Annotated in this window: 20 protein-coding genes and 2 pseudogenes; 14 read left to right on the top strand and 8 right to left on the bottom strand. The window is 40.8% G+C overall.

The genetic code is table 11. From position 1 onward, the window contains the following. The first annotated feature begins 922 nt into the window (after positions 1–922). Positions 923–1,270 (top strand): PEP-CTERM sorting domain-containing protein, encoded by a 348-nt coding sequence (locus B5D77_RS27855; RefSeq protein ID WP_081504698.1) that lies wholly within the window; start codon positions 923–925, stop codon positions 1,268–1,270. A gap of 123 nt (positions 1,271–1,393) precedes the next feature. Here B5D77_RS27855 and B5D77_RS16360 read toward each other — a convergent pair whose 3' ends face one another. The 4 genes from B5D77_RS16360 to B5D77_RS16375 all read right to left on the bottom strand — a co-directional run bounded on the left by B5D77_RS16360 (position 1,394) and on the right by B5D77_RS16375 (position 5,663). Next, positions 1,394–2,653, bottom strand: a complete 1,260-nt coding sequence (locus B5D77_RS16360) for an OFA family MFS transporter (RefSeq protein WP_106909213.1) — start codon at positions 2,651–2,653, stop codon at positions 1,394–1,396. 167 nt (positions 2,654–2,820) lie between these two features. Beyond that, positions 2,821–3,420, bottom strand: coding sequence for a peroxiredoxin (locus B5D77_RS16365; protein WP_002752469.1), 600 nt, complete (start codon positions 3,418–3,420; stop codon positions 2,821–2,823). Positions 3,421–3,975: 555 nt separating this feature from the next. Then, a complete protein-coding gene (locus B5D77_RS16370) occupies positions 3,976–4,530 on the bottom strand; it encodes a DUF3226 domain-containing protein (RefSeq protein ID WP_308418470.1) in 555 nt (184 codons plus the stop codon). After that, positions 4,527–5,663: an ATP/GTP-binding protein gene (locus tag B5D77_RS16375; protein ID WP_008206159.1), complete on the bottom strand. Its 1,137-nt coding sequence runs from the start codon at positions 5,661–5,663 to the stop codon at positions 4,527–4,529. Before B5D77_RS16375 ends, B5D77_RS16370 begins: the two co-directional genes overlap by 4 nt. Before the next feature lie 180 nt (positions 5,664–5,843). On the opposite strand from B5D77_RS16375, the gene B5D77_RS16380 reads away from it, so the two are divergent. Continuing rightward, positions 5,844–7,349, top strand: a complete 1,506-nt coding sequence (locus tag B5D77_RS16380; RefSeq protein WP_106909214.1) for a UbiD family decarboxylase — start codon at positions 5,844–5,846, stop codon at positions 7,347–7,349. Between the two features lie 80 nt (positions 7,350–7,429). On the opposite strand, the gene B5D77_RS16385 is transcribed toward B5D77_RS16380, so the two are convergent. Genes B5D77_RS16385 through ndhC form a run of 3 tightly spaced genes read right to left on the bottom strand, consistent with a single transcriptional unit; the run spans position 7,430 to position 9,087 of the window. After that, positions 7,430–7,933, bottom strand: coding sequence for an NAD(P)H-quinone oxidoreductase subunit J (locus B5D77_RS16385; protein WP_008206156.1), 504 nt, complete (start codon positions 7,931–7,933; stop codon positions 7,430–7,432). Beyond that, positions 7,934–8,677: a photosynthetic/respiratory NAD(P)H-quinone oxidoreductase subunit K gene (gene ndhK, locus B5D77_RS16390; protein ID WP_008206153.1), complete on the bottom strand. Its 744-nt coding sequence runs from the start codon at positions 8,675–8,677 to the stop codon at positions 7,934–7,936. A 47-nt stretch (positions 8,678–8,724) separates the two neighbouring features. Beyond that, positions 8,725–9,087 carry a photosynthetic/respiratory NAD(P)H-quinone oxidoreductase subunit C gene (gene ndhC / locus B5D77_RS16395; protein WP_002739390.1) on the bottom strand — a complete coding sequence of 121 codons (363 nt, stop codon included), beginning with the start codon at positions 9,085–9,087 and terminating at the stop codon, positions 8,725–8,727. Positions 9,088–9,646: 559 nt separating this feature from the next. Between ndhC and B5D77_RS28160 the strand changes: the two are divergent. The 12 genes and pseudogenes from B5D77_RS28160 to B5D77_RS16455 form a co-directional block, all read left to right on the top strand. Beyond that, positions 9,647–9,871 (top strand): annotated as a pseudogene (locus B5D77_RS28160) (IS5/IS1182 family transposase); the annotation flags it as partial. Positions 9,872–9,958: 87 nt separating this feature from the next. Continuing rightward, positions 9,959–10,123, top strand: a complete 165-nt coding sequence (locus tag B5D77_RS27330) for a nucleotidyltransferase family protein (protein ID WP_369751921.1) — start codon at positions 9,959–9,961, stop codon at positions 10,121–10,123. Beyond that, complete coding sequence (locus B5D77_RS16410; RefSeq protein ID WP_106909215.1) at positions 10,120–10,338, top strand: DUF86 domain-containing protein; 219 nt, start codon at positions 10,120–10,122, stop codon at positions 10,336–10,338. The genes B5D77_RS27330 and B5D77_RS16410 overlap by 4 nt, the downstream gene beginning before the upstream one ends. 73 nt (positions 10,339–10,411) lie before the next feature. Next, a pseudogene (locus tag B5D77_RS16415) lies at positions 10,412–10,657 on the top strand (cobalt-precorrin-5B (C(1))-methyltransferase); the annotation flags it as partial. Between the two features lie 104 nt (positions 10,658–10,761). Next, entirely contained in the window at positions 10,762–11,787 is a 1,026-nt protein-coding gene (locus tag B5D77_RS16420) for a hypothetical protein (protein WP_254052974.1), read from the top strand. Positions 11,788–11,852: 65 nt separating this feature from the next. Next, positions 11,853–12,143 carry a nucleotidyltransferase family protein gene (locus tag B5D77_RS16425; protein WP_002800547.1) on the top strand — a complete coding sequence of 97 codons (291 nt, stop codon included), beginning with the start codon at positions 11,853–11,855 and terminating at the stop codon, positions 12,141–12,143. Beyond that, a complete protein-coding gene (locus B5D77_RS16430; RefSeq protein ID WP_008206140.1) occupies positions 12,140–12,478 on the top strand; it encodes a DUF86 domain-containing protein in 339 nt (112 codons plus the stop codon). The genes B5D77_RS16425 and B5D77_RS16430 overlap by 4 nt, the downstream gene beginning before the upstream one ends. A gap of 322 nt (positions 12,479–12,800) precedes the next feature. Then, on the top strand, positions 12,801–13,928 hold the full coding sequence (gene cbiD / locus B5D77_RS16435) for a cobalt-precorrin-5B (C(1))-methyltransferase CbiD (RefSeq protein ID WP_106909216.1): 1,128 nt from the start codon (positions 12,801–12,803) through the stop codon (positions 13,926–13,928). 140 nt (positions 13,929–14,068) lie between these two features. Next, complete coding sequence (gene guaA / locus B5D77_RS16440) at positions 14,069–15,694, top strand: glutamine-hydrolyzing GMP synthase (RefSeq protein ID WP_008206137.1); 1,626 nt, start codon at positions 14,069–14,071, stop codon at positions 15,692–15,694. A gap of 88 nt (positions 15,695–15,782) precedes the next feature. Then, on the top strand, positions 15,783–17,024 hold the full coding sequence (locus tag B5D77_RS16445; protein ID WP_008206134.1) for a DUF262 domain-containing protein: 1,242 nt from the start codon (positions 15,783–15,785) through the stop codon (positions 17,022–17,024). A gap of 14 nt (positions 17,025–17,038) precedes the next feature. Next, positions 17,039–17,689 carry a HEPN domain-containing protein gene (locus tag B5D77_RS16450; protein ID WP_008206132.1) on the top strand — a complete coding sequence of 217 codons (651 nt, stop codon included), beginning with the start codon at positions 17,039–17,041 and terminating at the stop codon, positions 17,687–17,689. A 73-nt stretch (positions 17,690–17,762) separates the two neighbouring features. Next, positions 17,763–19,031, top strand: coding sequence for a DNA cytosine methyltransferase (locus tag B5D77_RS16455; RefSeq protein WP_106909217.1), 1,269 nt, complete (start codon positions 17,763–17,765; stop codon positions 19,029–19,031). A 190-nt stretch (positions 19,032–19,221) separates the two neighbouring features. Here B5D77_RS16455 and B5D77_RS16460 read toward each other — a convergent pair whose 3' ends face one another. After that, positions 19,222–20,802: a S8 family serine peptidase gene (locus tag B5D77_RS16460; RefSeq protein ID WP_039900538.1), complete on the bottom strand. Its 1,581-nt coding sequence runs from the start codon at positions 20,800–20,802 to the stop codon at positions 19,222–19,224. Positions 20,803–20,826: the final 24 nt, after the last annotated feature.

Here is a 20,826-nt window from a genome sequence, read left to right on the forward strand (position 1 = left end):
GTAAGCTAAGACGGATTTAAATCGCTTATTCTCAGATTATGCCCCGATGGCGAGCGCAATCTAGACCACGAATGCAAAGATTTGTAAAATTGTAGCTTTTGATCCCACTTTCCGCAATTCTTAACATTCAATTGATAATTTTTACTAATATATTGCTTAAAACCTGTTGCCAGTAAGGACTATAGCTACAATGATTAATTTTTATCAAGGTGAAGAATTATATTTTTTTCTCAGAAAAAATCAATTATTGAAAATGTTCTCAATAGTAGTTTCTACAATGAAGGTTTTTCGGCTCTTCTCGAATTTGTGTGATAATTTTTGCTTAGGGAATCCTGAAGTGCTTATCGGGCATAACTTTTAGGACTATTGTGGGGAAGAAACTATCAGTATAAAACTCGTTTCCACACAGAAATCAGAAGAGCCGTTTTTCTTCAGAACATCTTGGGGGATGTAAAAAAATATAAAAGTATATGAAAATGTGCGGAATGTCGGGTTGATATTTTTACGGGTTGTGTATTCTTTGGTTTTCTTCCTTTGGAGTTTTTCAGATTATTCTAAAGATAGATTTACTAAGAATAGACAGTATTTATCGTTTAGCCGTCTGCCATTGGCGTTGGGTGGGGTTGTTGCTTGACCCAAGCTGCGAGGGGGGCGAGATCATTTTAATTCATTTAATTTAGCGGAGTAGCATTAACATGATTTTGAATTAGGCGAGAAAGTTATTGGCTCTCTTAGGTTTGGTGGGCAAAATGTATTCTAAGATACATTCTTCCTAGCGAGCGAGTGGAAGGAACCACAAAGACACAAAGGACACAAAGATTGATCGATCCTATATAAGTTAAACTTATCACACAGAACCTAGAAGAGCCAGTTATTCAATATTGCACTTGCTGGAGGCGGTACTGTAGCGACTTTAGGAGGGATGGCAACAGCTAGTGCTGCCGACTTTTCAACTGTTCTGGAATGGTCATGGACATCAAGTACGACCCTGCCAGATTACCTAAACATCATGAATACCTATCACATCACCAACGTGCTGCCTGACAGAACCATACCAACTGAAGAAAGTCCTAACTGGCTCGCTACCAGTCCCCATCTCAATAACTTCCGCCTGAATCAGTATGGTCCGGGTGAGGGACCTATGTCAGTCCCCGAACCATCCTCTATCCTCAGCCTCCTCGCCCTCGGCACAATCGGCGCAACTTTTACCCTCAAACGCAAACTGAAGCCCTCCAATGACGGCGATCGCTACCTAAATAGGGTTGGCTGAATCATGGTAATCCTAGTTATCTGTAGCCAACTTTTACTGTTAATTGAGATAAAATGGTAGCAGTATCTACTCCAGGCTAAGATTAACTGGCTAATCAGGATGTGAGTAAAACGTAAAACTCCCCTAGCTAGGATTGATTAGCTGCGCTCGCTCTCTTTTCAGTAAGGCACTAGCCAGAAAAATGCCCAGTATTGCCAATACAGCCATAGCATAAAAAGCATAAGTGTAAGTACCGAACCAATCGCGAATTCTACCAGTTACTAAAGTGCCGATCAAAGCGCCGACACCGTAGGCAGTAAAAACAAGACCGTAATTTTGGGCGTAGTGGTCAGGATTAAAGAAGTGGAGAGTGGTAGCGGGAGCTAGGGCTAACCATCCCCCTAAACAAAACCAAAATAGACAAAAAGCCACTAGATAGCTAGTAACCGCCCCTTTTTCGGCCTTGACCATCAACAGGCAACCGATCAAAATGAGTGTATAGGCTCCGATCGCTAGATAATGGGGTTTCCAGCGATCGCTTAACCAACCGAACAAAGGACGACTAATACCATTAAACAAAGCAAATAAAGCCACACTACTAGCGGCTAACCCCGGCTCAATCTGGATAATTTCCTCGGCGACGGGACTAGAAATACCGATAGCACTCAAGCCAATTAAAGCACCAATGGCATAGCAAAGCCATAAGCCATAAAATGAGCGACTTTTCAGCATATTCACCGGATAATTGGCCTGAAAGTCCGATGTTCGATTAGCTAAATTGGCGGGAGGTTGCCAGTCCTGGGGGGGTAATTTCAGGGTGAGGGCAATAATCACAATAATTATTGTAAAGATAATCCCCAAAAATCTTAAACTTGGTCTAACGCTATATTCATTGATCAATCGATTGGCTAAAGGTGCGGTAATCAGGGGAGAAAGGCCAAATCCGATAATGGTTAAACCCACCGCTAAACCTTTTTTGTCGGGAAACCAGCGCGCCACCACTGCCATAGGAACACCGTAAGCGATGCCGACTCCCGTGCCAGCAATGACTCCGTAGGTCAGAATAATTGTCTGGATCTGAGCGGCAAAACTAGCGAGAATATAGCCCAAACCGACGATAATTCCGCCGATAGCGGTCATCCGGCGAGTACCTACCCGGGGGATATAAAAACCGGCAATCGGCATAGAAGCGGCATAAAATACTAGGGCGACAGTGTAGGGTAATAGGCTTTCCGTGGCACTGAGATTTAATTCTGTTTCTAGGGGTTTTCTAAAGATACTCCAAGAGTACACCGTCCCTAAACAGAGTAAAACGCCCATTCCTAGAGGTATTAATAACCATCTACCTTTGGCTGCGGGTAATCCCAAAACTGTCAACTCGGAATCATAATTACTGGTAGTCATAGATCGCCGTAACTCTTTCTAGACTTGCTGACCAGTATTCTAGATGAGGTCATGGCTAATGGGCCAAATTTTCCAGAAAATTTTCCGATTAAAATGAGGGGTGAAATAATTCACCCCCGTAAAAGTGTCCTTCCATCTATAGCTGAGGGACTGCTGAGGACTTTTAACTAAACTGCCGCGAAGTAAACTTTTGACTTCACAGGATCGGGAACCATGGTAGCATCGCCTTCTTGCCAACCGGCGGGACAAACTTCATCCGGATGGGATTGGACGTATTGAATCGCTTTCAGAGTGCGGAGGGTTTCATCGACACTGCGACCGAAGGAAAGATTATTAATAGTAGCGTGTTGGATAACACCTTCTTTATCGATGATAAAGAGACCGCGCAGGGATACCCCCGCATCTGGGTCAAGAACATTGTAAGCGGTGCTGATTTCTTTTTTTAGATCCGACACCAAAGGATAGGCCACATCACCGACACCGCCGGATTTTCTCTCGGTTTGAATCCATGCTAGGTGAGCAAATTCGCTATCGACGGACACCCCTAAAATCTCGGTGTTGATACTGCTAAATTCGCTAACTCGATCGCTGAAAGCGGTAATTTCCGTGGGGCAAACAAAGGTAAAATCGAGGGGATAGAAGAATAAAACGACGTATTTACCCCGATAATCCGACAATTTGATGGTTTTGAACTCTTGATCGAAAACGGCGGTCGCGGTGAAATCCGGCGCCGCTTGTCCGACTCTTAAGCAACCTTCGGCGGTCATACTTTTAATCTCCTTAATCTAGTTTCTGGGAAAATGCAACTATTTTTACATTCCTTAACAAATATATCATAGTCATAACGATTTTGAGTAGTTGGCCGTTAGTTGGGTGTTGGGAAGGTTGTAAGCTCTACTGAATTTAAACTGCGTAGGGGAAATTTTAGTACAAATGCTCGGACTGCCTATGGCTTTTCTGGGACTTTCGGAAATCCCTGACCGAATCTAGATTCTGGAACCCTTGCTTGACAAGCGAACGCTAACTTTTTTGCTAATAAAAACTCAAATTTCGGGTTTCTGTTAGTTAGCACTCGCTTGAAGGCTTACCCCATAAGAGAGCCAGAGTTGAGAGACTGTAAGATTTTTGCCAGAGTTCCAGAAGAGCGATAAGGAGTTTAACCGGCCTCGATAGGATAGCGTCCCTATTCCGGCGGTTGGGTTACAATGTCAGGTAGTGATTTTATTGTAGTGGTGATAGCTCAAACCTTGCCAACGTGATTCTCGATTAACTTGCCCTCCATATATCCCTCGATACCTCTAGATTTCTAGGGGGATTTTTGATTAGATAGCAAATAGTTGTAAAAATTCTTTGAGTTCATTTAATACCTCATGCTCAAAGTTCCAAATGTCTTTTTTGGTTAAAGCATGGGATAAATTACAATATTTCTTAGCCGCTCTTTTTTCATTCTGTGATGGTGTATCTTCCCTGATATAGTTTTGAATCCACAATTTATCAATTTTTTTACGATTTATATCAATATTTTTTTGTGCAAGACAGGATCGCCAAGCTTCTACACAATCAGCATGGGGAGAATCTTGGGTTTTAATTTCTCTCAACACTGTCTCTAGTTCCCCCTGTTCATTAACATGAAGAAAATGACAACCTATTTGAGTATTCGTAGAAGCATTTAATTGAAATAGCTTTTGGGTATCATCTATCCTGACTGCTTCTCTAAAAACTCTTTGAATACATTGACTAACCACAGCAAGTCTTTCTTGTCTGGTTTGTTCATCTAAATCTAAAACAATACCTATCTTTTGAATATCATCTTTAAGCAGGGTGTTATTAAGTCGTTTCAGTCGTTGTTCAAGGCTACGATAATTTTCTCGTTCTATTCCGTCTCACCTCTGATTCGATCATTATGCTTGAGCGCGTAATCTAAGATATCTAATTCACTTTTAATACCGATAATTTTATCAGTTCTGGGACTCCTTGCTAGTTCAAAATAGGCCCCCTCTTCTGGATAATATTCTAACCCCACATCGGCAAAAGCTTGGATCATCTCTAAACTATGAGTTGTGGCAAAAATTTGGCTATCTAGTTCGATAGCTAATCGGAATAAAGTTTTCCAAAACTCTCTTTGATTAGTGTAATGTATACCGTTTTCAATTTCATCAATTAATAAAATAGAACTTTCCTTTAATTTCATTATTATCTGAACTAAGCGATTGATAGCATCTCCAAATAGTGATATTGGTAAACGATTTTCTCCTTTTCTAGTCAGATATAAACTAGGTGAACCAAGATAAAAACTCTCAACATTTTCAATACATGGATCGAGAATGCGAATAGAATTTAGCACTTCATTTTTTTTGCCTTGAAAAACAATAAGTTCATAATCTTCGACTAGATCGGCATTAATTTCTCCCATTGATGTTGTGATTATTGGCATATTCTTGACACTTTCTGAGCTATAGTCGAATGGTTTTATGTATTGTCCATTCAAGCTAATATTTAAATAATTTTTGGGTGTGGCAATTATAATAAATTCCTCACTCTTTTCTGAGAATTTATCGATTATATTAAATCGCAAAGTAGGTATTATACCTTTTGGAAAATACGATTCTCCTTCTATAAAATCCCATAACAAATCTAATCCACCAAATAACCCAAATATTTTGGTGCTTCTTGATAACTCTTCTGAAATGTTTTCAGAGAATATAATTCTATTTTCCGTTTCTTGTTTATTCTCGTTTTGGGTTTTAATCAACATTTCTTGCGGCTGATTTTGCCTAAAAAATAAATTTTCAAAAGTCTGTTTTGGTAATGCCTGATGAATTTTTATTGGTTCTCTTATCAAGTATCTTAAAAATAAAATATTTTCAGGCTTGTCAGCAACAATTAAAGCCTCTAACAGGGCAGTTTTCCCTGAATTGTTTTTACCACCAATTAAATTAACTCGCTCAAAGCCTTCAATTTTGGTATGCTCAAAACATCTAAAATTACTAATTTCAATATCCTTAATCATGTTGACCTCCTGGCTGGATAAGCATAAATTTAGGGTTAGGAATGACCCTGGCAAGATGGGGATTTTTTTCCTTAATTCTAGACGAGAATCGCCTCAAACTCTCAAAACGGTGACTATCCCCGACGGAAACTGCCGCCCTAAGAGATAATAGAGACAGGGATTTATTTACATTTCTTCATCATGGCTAGAGACTTACGAGGATTTATTAAGCTTTTAGAAGAGCGTGGGCAATTACGCCGCATTAGTGCATCGGTCTCTGCCGATTTAGAAATTGCCGAGATCGCTAATCGGATGCTGCAGGTGGGGGGACCGGCCCTACTGTTTGAAAACGTGCAAGGGGCCGAGTTTCCCGTCGCTATTAACCTGATGGGAACGGTAGAACGCATCTGTTGGGCGATGAACCTGAATAAACCCGAAGAATTGGAAGATTTAGGCAAAAAACTCGCCCTCTTGCAGCAACCGAAACCGCCGAAAAAACTCTCCCAAGCGATCGATTTTGGTAAAGTGTTGTTTGATGTCCTGAAAGCCAAACCCAACCGTAACTTTTTTCCTGCCTGTCAACAGGTGATTTTAGAAGGGGATGAAGTAGATTTAAAGAAAATCCCGATGATTCGCCCCTATTCTGGCGATGCAGGCCAGATTATCACCCTAGGGCTAGTAATTACTAAAGATTGCGAAACGGGAACCCCTAACGTCGGTGTCTATCGCTTACAGCTACAGTCTCACAATACCATGACCGTCCACTGGTTATCCGTGCGCGGTGGGGCGCGTCACCTGCGAAAAGCGGCACAAATGGGCAAAAAACTAGAAATAGCCATCGCTTTGGGGGTTGATCCTCTAATTATCATGGCCGCTGCCACTCCTATCCCCGTAGATCTCTCAGAATGGCTGTTTGCGGGATTGTACGGCGGTTCTGGGGTACAGTTAGCCAAGTGTAAAACCCTTGATTTGGAAGTGCCGGCCGACTCAGAAATCGTCCTCGAAGGAACAATTACCCCCGGAGAGGTATTGCCAGATGGACCCTTTGGTGATCACATGGGTTACTATGGCGGTGTGGAAGATTCACCCCTGATTCATTTCCACTGCATGACCCATCGTCGCGACCCCATTTATTTAACCACTTTTAGCGGTCGTCCTCCCAAGGAAGAAGCGATGATGGCGATCGCTCTTAATCGTATTTATACGCCGATTTTACGGCAACAGGTGTCGGAAATCAGGGATTTTTTCCTGCCGATGGAAGCTTTAAGCTATAAAGCGGCGATTATCTCCATTGATAAAGCCTATCCCGGACAAGCGCGACGAGCGGCCTTAGCTTTTTGGAGTGCCTTACCCCAGTTCACCTATACTAAATTTGTCATCGTCGTCGATAAGGAGATTAATATTCGCGACCCCCGGCAAGTGGTTTGGGCAATTAGTTCTAAAGTGGATCCGGTTCGCGATGTGTTTATTCTCCCGGAAACCCCCTTTGATAGCCTCGATTTTGCCAGCGAAAAGGTCGGTTTGGGGGGGAGAATGGGAATTGATGCCACCACTAAAATGTATCCTGAAACAGACCACGAGTGGGGGGAACCTTTGGAGTCGGATCCGGCCATGGCGGTCAAGGTTTCCCAACGCTGGTCAGAATACGGTTTAATCGATATTAATTTACAAGAAGTAGATGCCAATAAATTTGGCTACGAAATGTAGATTTAACCGACTAAATAGTCAATAGCAAAAATCGGGGTAGAAATATCTTCTAACCCGATATTAGTGATTAGTTTCTCGACTTAGTAAGCGTCCTGTAGTTCGTAGAATTCGGGAGAAACGTAATCTTTGCGTAGGGGCCAACCGACCCAATCTTCCGGCATTAAAATCCGTTTCAGGTTGGGATGTCCTTCATAAATAATGCCGAACATATCATAACTTTCTCGTTCTTGCCAGTCAGCGGCTTTCCAAATCCAGTAAACCGAGGGAACCCGGGGATTATCTCTGGGAAGAAAGACTTTTAAGCGCACTTCCACGGGACTATCGACATTATCGGTTACTTTGACCAGATGATAGAAACTAACTAATTCTTTCCCTGGTCCCAAATCGTAAGCACCCTGACATTGGAGATAATTAAAGCCATAAGCGTATAAAGCAGTGGCCAGAGGAATTAAAAAGTCTGCTTCTACTTTAATCAATTCCACACCACTATGGTCAGCTTCTAAAGCTTGATGATCAAAACCATTTTCGCTTAACCAAATCGAAGTGGGGCCAGCTTGCACAATAGCTGTGGTTTCTTCAGTCATTTAAATTTCTTCCTTTTGTTTCGTGGTCAAAAGAGCGGGGGGAACAGGCATACCGGTGGCTTCTAGTAACTCTTTCGGAGGTGCTTGACGGGTGGCCGATTGTAGATATTTACCCGTAAGAATCGGTTCCGTGGGCTGCATTTTGTGGGTGGTGCTGTAATAACGATTGGTTTGCTGGAGGACAGTCCCCCGTTCTTGAATAGATTCGTTAGCGACTTTTTTCCGCAGTTTAATAATCGCGTCGATAATCGCTTCCGGACGGGGGGGACAACCGGGTATATAGACATCCACGGGGATAAGTTTATCTACCCCTCTAACTGCGGTGGTGGAGTCACTGCTGAACATTCCCCCCGTAATCGTACAGGCACCCATGGCGATAACGTATTTAGGTTCCGGCATTTCTTCATACAGACGCACCAAAGCGGGGGCCATTTTCATGGTGATTGTACCGGCAGTGATGATTAAATCGGCTTGCCGGGGACTAGAACGGGGAACTAAACCAAAGCGATCGAAATCAAAACGGGAACCAATCAAGGCCGCGAACTCGATAAAACAGCAAGCTGTACCGTAGAGCATCGGCCAAAGACTTGACAAACGCGCCCAGTTATACAGGTCATCAACGGTAGTCAGGATGACATTTTCCGATAAATCCTGGGTAACTTTCGTACGTTCGATGGGATTGAGGATTTTTTCGCTTTGTTGTGCGATAATTTGCTTAAATTCGCTGGTAGGGTTGGGACTCATCGGGTTATCCTCTCATGAAAAGTCAAAAATAAGGAAAATTATGGCCATTATGACCATTCTAAGGCTCCTTTTCGCCAAGCATAGACGAGAGCAACCACAAGGATAGCAATAAAGATCAGTGCTTCTACAAAAGCTAATAGGCCCAATTGATTGAAAGCTACCGCCCAAGGGTAGAGAAAGACGGTTTCCACGTCAAAAACCACGAAAACAAGGGCAAACATATAATAACGAATGTTAAACTGAATCCAAGCACCGCCGATCGGTTCCATCCCCGATTCATAGGTGGTGCGTCTTTCTGGACCGCCACCACTAGGCCGCAGGACTTTGGAGGCAGTTAGGGATAGGATTGGTACTAAACTGCAAGCGAGCAGAAATCCTAGAAAATACTCGTAACCTTTGAGGACAAACACTGGGTTTTTTTTCTCCTTATTCGCTATCGACAGGGGAAGTTGTCGGCATCTCTATGGCTACTTATTATAGAGGCTTTAGCAACCCGTCTCCTTCTCAAAAGCAGCATTGAAGATGTTTATCGATACCATTAGCTAATCATTGGGTTGAGCTTTGCTTCTGTTCCTGCTTTGCTCTTGCTCTGACGGGGTGACAAAGAATTGGCCGTAATCAGCTATTGACTATCCAGATTACCCGTTAAGATGGCACGGGAGCGCCGGAGTTACCAGTCCGAGCATTTGTACTAAAATTTCCCCCAGGCAGTTTCAATGATGAGAAATGCTGTCAGACCTACTATAGTTTGTTAATGCACCAGAAAAGAAAAGCGATCGCTTAAGACAATAGATCATTAAGTACCTAAGCAAAATTAATTACACATCTAAGCCACTACTCCGTCAGACTTCTGGTGTGAGGAAACAGTGAACTGAAAACTCAAATCCGATCCCTAATAGCTGTCTCCCGTCTCCTGTCTCCTGTCTCCTGTCTCGACTAGGAAATTAATTTGGCACGACTACTTATTTGAGTTTATTTAAAAAAAGTCAAATTCGTTTTCATCCTTTAACTACCAGCAGAGAATACAGTGGTTATCAGGGAAGAGCTTCCATACCCTAGTAATAGTTATACACCGAAAAAAAACCGAAAAATGGAAAAATAACAGACTCAGAAAATGAGTATAACAAGGCTTTAGTCAAAGAGATAATTATAAAAATCAAACGCTATCAACTTCTTCAAGAAAAACAAGATAATTTTATAAAAATTGCTCGATTTTTTCGAGCATTTAATATTCTAATATTTGGAGCAGTTGCCAGAGGATAAGACAGCAATAACAATGATATTGACTTTTTAGTAGAAATGGAACAAGGGCGCAACTCATTAGATAGAATTGGTTTAATTCAAGACTTAGAAGATTATTTAGGCTGTAAGGTTGATGTAGATGCTATTAACATTTTGCGAGATTATTTTCGGGAAAGAATCATGAAAGAGGTGATTCCTTTATGAAGGATGACTTAATTTATTTAGGTGATATTTTAGACAGAATTGAACCAATCGAATCTTATACACAGGAGGGAAAAGACAGATTCTATCAATCCTTATTAATTCAAGATGCTGTGATTCGCTGTTTTGAAGTCATTGGAGAAGCTGTTAAACAACGCTCTCCTGAGATTAGAAAAAAATATCCTGAAATTACTTGGCGTAAAATTGCAGGGTTTTGAGAAAAATAGCAGCGGTTGCCCCCTAGTTCTATAATCAGATCACGGCTAATTTGATTGGCTATAGTCCCTATTCATGTCTATCTCCCCACCCCGTTCCGGTTACACTTTACCAGTTTTTGCCTGTGCCAGTGCGATCGCATATCTCCAGCATCTCCACGGCGAAAATGAGCTAAATTCCGTTACTTTTAATCTTTTAGAACCGCCAGAAGCCGTTACAATTGCCATCGAACAAGTTGCCCGACTGAACCCCGATGCTGCCCTAGCCATCACCCGCAGCGATCCGGGGGATAATTTAGATTTAACTAGAAATACCCCTATAAAGAAAAAAAGGAATTAAGAGAACTTTCCCGGGCCTAGTTTTCGGACTTTATTGGAGGACTTGGGGACGATTGGTTTGAATACTCTTAATCCCTCCTACAGCAGATGTTATGGCCTTTTGTCAACGGGGAAGTTCATTTATACTGCCTTTTACTCAGCCAAGAAAGCGAGGCTACCACCGCCATTAACTGCTCAATGTCAGCTAAGTTTCTTTTTCTTGAATTGGTCTTTGATGGGTTTGTAGGTGGGGTTAATAGTCCAGTTATTCAACCTTTTTTAACACATTATTTCTGTGAGGTAAATGTTATGACTATTATCATCGGTATAGGTTCTTATGCAGCAGGATTAAGCACTTATCTTGCGACTTTAGCTTATCATCAAAAACATCAGGTAAAATCTAAAAAGGTCTTATCTTGTCAAGTAACACCGAGTTATCCGTTTGCAAAAGAATTGAGTTATAAGGCAGAAAACATTTTAAAAGAGCAAGTGATGTTAAACCCAACAGAATTTAACCGTAGCTTTTGCGATCATCCTTTATATCGTTTTACTATTACTCTGGAAATAAAAGGATTATTTTGGGCTAAAAATACAGAAGAAGTTTCATTTGATATCTACGATATGCCAGATACTCTCTTGAGAGATATTAAAGAGTTTTCATCATCTAATAACTTCACAGAATATTATGATGATTTATTTAGTGATATAGGTGGATATTTCTTACCAATAGATGGAACATTTCATCGAGAAGATGAGGTATATGCTAAGTCTTTAGAAAAATTTACTACAGATTTAACACAGCGTAACCCGCAAGGTTGTCGTATCGCTTTTGCTGTCACGAAATGTGATTTATCAGAACTTTGGGTTAATCGAGATGATCCTCGTGGTCTGGTACAAAGACGCTTTCCTAAAATGTATGCAATCCTAGAAAATTGGACTCAGGAGGACAAGGGAAAAGTTGAATATTTTACCACTTCATCCTTCGGAGTATTTGGTAAATATTGCGAACCAAATTCAATTATTCAATCAAAAAGTAAAGAGGGAACATCGGCCGTGATTAGAAATCCTCAAGAATGGCAACCTTTTGGACTAATTGAACCCTTATATTGGTTATGTACGGGTAAAATGCTATAATTATTGTAGGAAAAACTAATATTGCTTGCCCAAAAAAGTATTGAGTGATTCGGGAAATTATGAAAATGAAACGCTATCAACTTCTTAAAGAAAGACGAGAAAATATTATAAAAATTGCTCGAAAACATGGAGCATTTAATATTCTAATATTTGGATCAGTTGCCAGAGGAGAAGACAGCAATGACAGTGATATTGACTTTTTAGTAGAAATGGAACAAGGGCGCAACTTATTAGATAGAATTGGTTTAATTCAAGACTTAGAAGATTATTTAGGCTGTAAGGTTGATGTGGCTACTATTAACAGTTTACGAGATTGTTTTCGGGAAAGAATCATGAAAGAGGTGATTCCTTTATGAATGATGACTTAATTTATTTAGGTGATATTTTAGACAGAATTGAACGAATCGAATCTTATACACAGGAGGGAAAAGACAGATTCTATCAATCCTTATTAATTCAAGATGCTGTGATTCGCTGTTTTGAAGTCATTGGAGAAGCTGTTAAACAACTCTCTCCTGAGATTAGAAAAAAATATCCTGAAATTACTTGGCGTAAAATTGCAGGGTTTCGAGATATTTTAATCCATAGCTACACGGGAATCAATGTAGATGAAGTTTGGGGAGTTATTAAAGATAATTTACCTAAATTAAAACAACAAATTCAGCAAATTATTGCTAATGAAAATAATTAAAATCAGTTGACAACATGGAGGTAATATCTAAGCGATTAGGCATTTTTTGGGTCAAGCATCAAACCCATTCAGCCACTATCCTTAAAAAGATAGCGTGGTGAGGATGTCAAAGAATGATCAAAAATAGCAGCGGTTGCCCCCTAGTTCTATAATCAGATCACGGCCAGCAAAAATAAATTCAGAACGATTTTGCGCCGTTTCAGCGATCACTAAAATTGTTAAGAATTGTACAACCCTCTTGTTATAAGGCTTTTTATGTCATGAAACCTTAAAATGAGAATTGCTGGATCACGGCTAATTTGATTGGCTATCGACCCTATTCATGTCTATCTCCCCACCCCGTTCCGGTTACACTTTACCAGTTTTTGCCTGTGCCAGTGCGATCGCATCTCTCCAGCATCTCCACGGCGAAAATGAGCTAAATTCCGTTACTTTTAATCTTTTAGAACCGCCAGAAGCCGTTACAATTGCCATCGAACAAGTTGCCCGACTCAACCCCGATGCTGCCCTAGCCATCACCCGCAGCGATCCGGGGGATAATTTAGATTTAACTAGAAATACCCCTATATGGGCGTTAGTAGAAAGAAAAACGGGTAATCAAGAGATAGAGATTCAAGGCGGCGAAGGAATCGGCCTACAGGTTGATAATGGTGGAAAATCAGCTATTTATAGTTATGCCCAGCGTCTGCTGCAAGAAAACCTCAGACCCCTGTTACTGCCCCAACAAAGCATCAAAGTGACGATTATCCTGCCAGAAGGCAAAAAACTGGCCACAAGGACTTCTAACGCCGCTTTTGGCGTGGTAGAGGGATTATCTTTGTTGGGTACCACTGGCATTTCCCAACCCCTGAGCGCTCCCGGACAGTTGGAAATCTTTCGCGAGCAATTAAAAAATTTATCCCTTCGTTTTGATCGCTTGGTGTTTTGTATCGGGGAAAATGGCTTAGATTTAGCCCCTCAAATGGGTATTAATCCTGATATTTTGGTAAAAACAGCCAATTGGATCGGGCCGATGTTATTAGAGGCACAATTACAGGGAATCTCTGAAATTCTTTTGTTTGGTTATCACGGTAAATTAATTAAACTTGCCGGGGGAATCTTTCAGACTCACCATCATCTGGCCGATGGTCGTCGGGAAATTCTCACCGCCTACGCCGCTAAAATGGGTTTAGCTACCCCCCATCTCCGGCAAATTTTTGACAGTAGCACCAGCGAAAACGGTCTGGAATATCTGCGTCAATTAGACCGGCAAACGGGCGATAATTGGGTGGAACGCATCTATGGAGAAATGGCTAATACGATTGATCGCCGTTGCCAAGAATACGTTTATAACCACAGTAACGGTCATCTTGGGGTCGGTTGTATTTTATTCGATCGCTCTCGTTCTTTGATCAGCAAAAGCGAAAATGGCCTTAAATTTTTGCAAAATCTACAAGTCACTCCCCAGTGACCGTGCTATGATCGTGGGAATATTTAGTCTTAAAAAATGAAACTAATAAGGCCATACTATTGTAGCTTATTTCCAGAACAATAGCCGATTTAGTTTACAAATCTTTAACCTTTTCCTGCCAGTTTCTTTTTTTGATCGCAGTGACAACTCAAACCCCCCTTCCTACCCCTCAAGAGACTTTGCCCTCAGAGTCCTTCACTAATAGCCTTAATCGTCAAATAATCATCATTCTTGACTTTGGCTCCCAGTATTCTGAATTAATCGCCCGCAGAATCCGGGAAACCAATGTTTACTCGGAAGTTCTCTCCTATCGTACCAGCGCCGAACAGTTGGTCCAAATCAACCCGAAAGGAATAATTCTTTCGGGCGGTCCCAATTCCGTCTATGATCCTGGAGCGCCCCACTGTGATCCCGAAATTTGGAATTTAGGTGTACCCGTCCTCGGAGTTTGCTACGGGATGCAATTGATGGTACAGCAGTTAGGGGGCAGGGTAGAACGGGCAAAACGGGCCGAATACGGCAAAGCATCCCTATTTATCAACGATCCTACCGATTTATTAACCAATGTCGAGGACGGTTCCACCGCTTGGATGAGTCACGGAGATTCCTGCGTGGAATTGCCATCGGGTTTTGAAATTCTCGCTCATACCGATAATACCGATTGTGCGGCCATTGCCGATCACAGGAAAAAACTCTTTGGAGTGCAGTTTCACCCGGAAGTTGTCCATTCTGTAGGAGGAATCGCCTTAATTCGGAATTTCGTCTATCATATCTGCAAATGCGAACCCACTTGGACCACGGAAGCTTTTGTCGAGGAATCGATCCGAGAAATTAGGGCAAAAGTGGGCGATAAGCGAGTTTTATTGGCTTTATCTGGCGGTGTGGACTCCTCTACCTTAGCATTCTTGTTGCATCGAGCGATCGGTGATCAACTAACCTGTATGTTTATCGATCAGGGATTCATGCGTAAGGGTGAACCAGAACGATTAATGCAGATATTTAACGAGCAATTCCATATTAGAGTCGAGTATGTCAACGCTAGAAAGCGATTTTTAGCGCAAGTGGCCGGTGTCACGGATCCCGAAGAAAAGCGCCGTCGTATCGGCCATGAATTTATTCAGGTGTTTGAAGAAGAATCAAATCGTTTGGGACCCTTTGATTATCTGGCCCAAGGAACTTTATATCCCGATGTGATTGAATCGGCCGATAGTAATGTGGATCCCAAAACCGGGGAAAGAGTCGCGGTTAAAATTAAAAGTCATCATAACGTTGGTGGACTGCCGAAAAATCTCCGGTTTAAATTAGTCGAACCCCTGCGAAAATTATTTAAGGATGAGGTGAGAAAATTAGGTCGATCGATCGGTCTTCCGGAAGAAATTGTTCGTCGTCAACCTTTCCCCGGCCCTGGTTTAGCGATTCGCATTTTAGGGGAAGTGACCGCAGATAAATTAAATATTTTGCGCGATGCAGATTGGGTGGTGCGCGACGAGATTAATAAGCAGGGAATGTATCACGATTTCTGGCAAGCTTTCGCGGTTTTATTGCCTGTCCGCAGTGTGGGAGTGATGGGAGATCAACGTACCTACGCTTATCCCATTGTCCTACGTTTAGTCAGCAGTGAAGACGGAATGACTGCCGATTGGTCGCGGGTTCCCTATGATTTATTGGAGACAATTTCTAATCGCATTGTCAATGAAGTTAAGGGAGTTAACCGCGTGGTTTATGATATTACTTCTAAGCCCCCCGGAACTATAGAATGGGAGTAGTATTGAATTATTGATTGATTGTTAGTCCCGTCCAAATATTGGGGCGGGATTTTTGCAGAATAGACAATTGAGGAGATTAATTACTACCATGACACAGTTAGAGATTTTAGAAGAAATAGAAGCGGTGGATTTTGCGGAAGAAGAAGAAGATATTGAAGGAGAATCAGCAAACCAAAAAAAGCTACAACTCAAAGAAATCTCCGAGACTGTTGTTGCTGGAAGTGATTGGACTACCGCAACGATCCGCGATCAATTAATTCGAGAAAATATTCAACTCAATCCGCGCTTTCAAAGACGAGATGCTTGGAATATTACTCGTAAAAGTCGATTTATTGAATCCCTAATTCTAGGGTTTCCAGTCCCACTGATTGTCTTAGCTACTAATAATAAGGAAAAAGGTAAATTTATCGTTCTTGATGGCAAACAACGCCTACTAACAATTTTACAGTTTTATGGTGACAGTGCCACACCTAATAATAGTTTTACTTTAAAAGATTTAGAATTTCTAGATAATCTCAATGGCTGCCAATATCAGGATCTAGAAAATGACTTCAATTTAAATGATTTCTTAGACCAACTGGATAATCAAACTATCCGCACGATTGTTATCCGTAATTGGAAAACGGAGAGTTTCCTCCATAAAATTTTTCTGCGTCTCAATGTGGAAAATACCCCTTTGTCTTCTCAAGAATTAAGACAAGCATTACACCCAGGGGGTTTTATTAATTTTTTAGATGATCGAGCGATCGAAAGTCAAGCATTAAAGAAAATATTTAAATCTTCCTATCCCGATTTCCGGATGCGCGACACTGATATACTATTGCGTTATGTAGCTTTTCATTATTATTTATCCGATTATCGCGGTGATGTTAAGATACTTCTAGATAAAACCTGTCAAAATTTCAATCAAGAATGGGAAAAACGCTCAGATGAAATTATCAATGTTGTTGATCAATTTGAAAAAGCTGTCCAAACAACAATTAATATTTTTGGAGAGAAAAACTTTTCTCGTCTCTGGTTATATAAAGAAGGAAAGTATCGAAGTCAGTTCAATCGAGCAATTTTAGATGTGATGGTTTTTTACTTTTGCGATGATCTAATTAGAGCAGCTGCCGAGAAAAACAAAGAACAGATAGAAAATGCTTTTAAAGGATTATTATCTAACCCTGACAATGAATTTAGGAACTCAGTAGAAAAAACTACTAAAAGTATTAGAGCAACTTACAATCGTTTTAATTTATGGGGTCAAGCTTTATCAAAAGTATTAGATATTAACTTCAATATTCCTCAGATGGAAGACAATCGTATTATTTTTAAGGGGTTAAGATAGTTAGTTTTTTTACTATGCCGAAATCTCTGAGATTTAGACAACTAACCAAAGAATTGAATCGACTAAAAAAACAATTACTACGTCGTAAATTTAGCGAGATAAATGAATATTCTGAAAGACAATTAGCTTTAACTTTTGCCTATCGAGTTTTTGCTCATGCTGAGATTGAATCTTATCTTGAAGATCGAGTTTGGGATACCGTACTGACAGCAAAAAAAATCTGGGATAATCAAGGTAAAGCTAGTGGAGTTTTGTTATGTGTAATCGCTTTTTCTGGTCAAGAAATGGAAGCTCCTCCCGACACCCTTACTCCTCTTAAAGGTAAGAAAAATCTGCCTGAAGATAAACTAAAAATCACTAAAAAAATTGACATAGCGATTAGATGTTTTAAATCAGTTATCGATCAAAATCATGGGATTAAAGAAACTAACCTATTAAAATTACTCTTACCAATCGGCATCGATAGTGATGACTTAGATAAAGTTTGGTTACTAAATATGGATACTTTTGGAGAAGAACGCGGTGAAATCGCTCATTCTTCAGCAATAAAAACGAAAAAAACGCCTAACCCTGCCGACGAATTAGAGAGAGTTAAACAAATTATTCAAGAATTAGAGAAAGTCGATCAATTGATTACTAACTTGCTCAAGGAATTGCACTCTTAATAAAACTTAAAGTGTTAATTATATCAGAAATATAGTATAATGAAAGGCAGACAATAGAGAGCTAATCATCAAGGTGAAACATAGACCAATTGCGATCGATTTATTTGCTGGCTGCGGTGGGATGTCTCTTGGTCTAGAAGCGGCGGGATTTGATATTGCTGTAGCGGTGGAGTTTGATGCAGTCCATTCTTTGGTTCATCATTTTAACTTTCCCTATTGTCAAACTATTTGCCGGGATATAGCCAAAGTAACAAGTAGAGAAATATGGGAATTATTAAAACTAAAAGGCTATGCCACCGATGTTAGTTTAATTGCCGGCGGTCCCCCCTGCCAAGGTTTTTCATTGATTGGTAAACGACAAATAGATGATCCTAGAAATTCTCTTGTATTTGAATATCTGCGGATTGTAGCAGAAATTAAACCCAAGTATTTTATCTTTGAAAATGTCCCCGGCATGGCTACGGGTAAACATAAACAATTTTTAGAGGAGTTAATCTCTGAATTTGAAGCTATTGGCTATACAATTAATCAGCCAATTAAAATCCTTGATGCCAGTGAATACGGCGCACCACAAAAGCGCAGAAGATTAATCTTAATTGGTAGTCGAAAAGACGTGACGATGGCTAAATATCCCTTGGCAAAGACCGTCGATGTGAACTCGGCCAAAAAATCAGCTTTTACCAGCGTCTATGATGCGATTTCAGATTTAGAATTAATACCGGCCTTTATCGATACTGATTTAGGCATACCTGCATCAAAATTAGATTATAGTGGTAAGAGGAAAAAATATTCAGTGCAGCCAGGGGATATTTTTAAACTTTGCCATCAAAGAACAGTAGATACAAAAATCTATGGACATATAGGCTCAGTTCATACCCAAGCATCAATTGATAGATTTATCGTAACCGAACCGGGTACAGTGGAACCAAAAAGTCGCTTTTTAAAGCTTTCTCCCACTGGTTTATGCAATACTCTCCGGGCCGGAACTAATAGTGACAAAGGGGCCTATACTGCTCCTAGACCCATTCACTATTCTATTCCTCGTTGTATTACTGTACGAGAAGCCGCCAGATTACATACATTCCCCGATTGGTTCCAGTTTCACCGCACAATATGGCATGGTTTTCGTGAGATTGGTAATGCAGTTATTCCGCTATTATCGAAAGAACTTGGCTCTTCTGTGATGGGAGCAATGAATATCAATACCGCTAATCTCAACCGAGTTATTTTAGAAAAAATGCCCGAAGACTTATTGCTATATAATATGTCTCAGGCATCAAACTATTGGGGAATCTCTGACGATGTTATCCCGAAAAGAAAACGAGGTGTCTCTCAGAGATAGTACAATTAACTGCCAATCGAACTTGAAAAACTCGCTACCATCTTCTCACTCCCCTATACTTTTTAAACAGGATTTAAGTAAGTGGTTTTAATTAAATAGAAGATAGATTTTGCCTTCGATCCCCCCTGCCCCCCTTGATAAGGGGGGTATCTGACAACTTTTAACACCTACCTACTTACTATCATTTTTATTATTCGGGAACCGTCCACCAAGCAAGAGCAAAAGCCTGTTCTTTTTCGTTAACTTGTTGACGATATTGAACCCGAATTTTATAGTTTCCAGAGATAGGTACAGGACAAAAAATATGCTCTAAACTATCACTATCACTCAGGGAAGCACAGGTGTATTTAGTATTATTATCCTCCTGGGCAGGTAAAAGATAAACATCTAAATTATTCAGGCTGCGATCCCGGAAACTTTCATCGAGATCATAGAGGTTATTGCGATTAGTATCGATTAGTTCTACCAAACGATCCCAAGCTAAAGTTATCGAAACAAAACTGTTAGCTTTTAAGGGCTTCTCTAGGGCATAATCTTGATAACTATTAGCGGTAACTGTATTGTAATCCCAACCAATGGCAGGAATAGATTCTGCGGCCGACCATTGACCATTACTAAACTGTTGGTAGGCGCGAAAAGTGTTAAGATGTCCCGTCCCCATCTGCATATCTAAAGGAATTTTCGGGTCTTTATAAGCATCGGACTCTAACCAAGTTTTTTGGTCTTTAGTTAAGACCGTCCGTCTCATACCCAACCGTAACCCATCGCCCGTATCTTTAATTTTGTCGGCAGCATTAAGCATCACTGCCTTCATCACTTGATGATGACGAGAATCGAGACTCCAATGGGGATTTTTTTGATTAATTTGTTGATCGCCGTATTCTTGTAAAAGTGCCACGGATGCTGTAATATGAGGGGCGGCGAAACTGGTGCCACTAACAGTATTTAATTTACCTTTGAGGTCATAAAGCTCTATTTTATTGCCGGGGGCAACTAAATTAATTGACCGCCGCGAACCATCATTAATTTCCCGTTTAATTAAACTGCGACCAATACCCACTGGCAAAGCACTAATATTAGCAAAATCAACTTTAGTAAATTTTCCTTCTCTTTTGGCTGTATAAGCGGTAGTAATGCCGTTAAAATGATCGGTGGGAATGGGAATTCCTCCCTTACCTTGATTACCAGCAATTACATAAAGAACATCCTCAACTCGCGATGACCAATCAACACATTGAGTTAATAAAGCTTGACCATCTAATTTTGGTTCCTGTCGTTGATCTCTTTGCAAAGATTCCCCAAAACTAAAGTTAATCGCTCGCACATCACCGCTATTTTGTCGGGCAATATTTTGGCTAGTAAGACATTCTTCCGGTTGTCCACCGCGTCGCAAAGAACCCACCGCCCCCGAATATAATCTCGCTTTTGGGGCCACTCCGGGGATTTTTTTATCATCACTGACCATCACCGTTGCCACCATAGCGGCGTGATTATCTAGATAGGTGTTGGGTTTGGCAATTTGATCGCGAAAAAAAACACCGGCTAATTTATAGGGAGGCTGCCAAGCTGCCACTTTATCATAACCGAACTGAGCCGGTCGGCCGATTTCCACTTGACCGATGGCAATTTTTCGCCCTAATAAATTATAGGGTTCCGCCCGCAGGCGATCAGCATAAATTCCCTGTTCACCGATGGAATTAGAAAGAACTAGGGAAGGAAGCAGAATTATCGTTACTACTAACCCGACGACAAACCAAAACCCTCTTTTCATCATCAGCAATCCTGCGGCAGTAAG

The sequence above is a fragment of the Microcystis sp. MC19 genome (assembly GCF_003019735.1).
GTDB lineage: Bacteria > Cyanobacteriota > Cyanobacteriia > Cyanobacteriales > Microcystaceae > Microcystis.

Bases quoted from the DNA above. Each gene is read 5' to 3' on its own strand.
- B5D77_RS16365 (WP_002752469.1), bottom strand. From the start codon at position 3,420: ATGACCGCCGAAGGTTGCTTAAGAGTCGGACAAGCGGCGCCGGATTTC.
- B5D77_RS16410 (WP_106909215.1), top strand. From the start codon at position 10,120: ATGAAGGATGACTTAATTTATTTAGGTGATATTTTAGACAGAATTGAA.
- B5D77_RS16430 (WP_008206140.1), top strand. From the start codon at position 12,140: ATGAATGATGACTTAATTTATTTAGGTGATATTTTAGACAGAATTGAA.
- B5D77_RS16420 (WP_254052974.1), top strand. From the start codon at position 10,762: ATGTTATGGCCTTTTGTCAACGGGGAAGTTCATTTATACTGCCTTTTA.
- B5D77_RS16380 (WP_106909214.1), top strand. From the start codon at position 5,844: ATGGCTAGAGACTTACGAGGATTTATTAAGCTTTTAGAAGAGCGTGGG.
- B5D77_RS16385 (WP_008206156.1), bottom strand. From the start codon at position 7,933: ATGACTGAAGAAACCACAGCTATTGTGCAAGCTGGCCCCACTTCGATT.
- B5D77_RS16450 (WP_008206132.1), top strand. From the start codon at position 17,039: ATGCCGAAATCTCTGAGATTTAGACAACTAACCAAAGAATTGAATCGA.
- B5D77_RS27855 (WP_081504698.1), top strand. From the start codon at position 923: ATGGCAACAGCTAGTGCTGCCGACTTTTCAACTGTTCTGGAATGGTCA.
- B5D77_RS16375 (WP_008206159.1), bottom strand. From the start codon at position 5,663: ATGATTAAGGATATTGAAATTAGTAATTTTAGATGTTTTGAGCATACC.
- B5D77_RS16460 (WP_039900538.1), bottom strand. From the start codon at position 20,802: ATGAAAAGAGGGTTTTGGTTTGTCGTCGGGTTAGTAGTAACGATAATT.
- ndhK (WP_008206153.1), bottom strand. From the start codon at position 8,677: ATGAGTCCCAACCCTACCAGCGAATTTAAGCAAATTATCGCACAACAA.
- B5D77_RS16425 (WP_002800547.1), top strand. From the start codon at position 11,853: ATGAAACGCTATCAACTTCTTAAAGAAAGACGAGAAAATATTATAAAA.
- cbiD (WP_106909216.1), top strand. From the start codon at position 12,801: ATGTCTATCTCCCCACCCCGTTCCGGTTACACTTTACCAGTTTTTGCC.
- B5D77_RS16360 (WP_106909213.1), bottom strand. From the start codon at position 2,653: ATGACTACCAGTAATTATGATTCCGAGTTGACAGTTTTGGGATTACCC.
- B5D77_RS16445 (WP_008206134.1), top strand. From the start codon at position 15,783: ATGACACAGTTAGAGATTTTAGAAGAAATAGAAGCGGTGGATTTTGCG.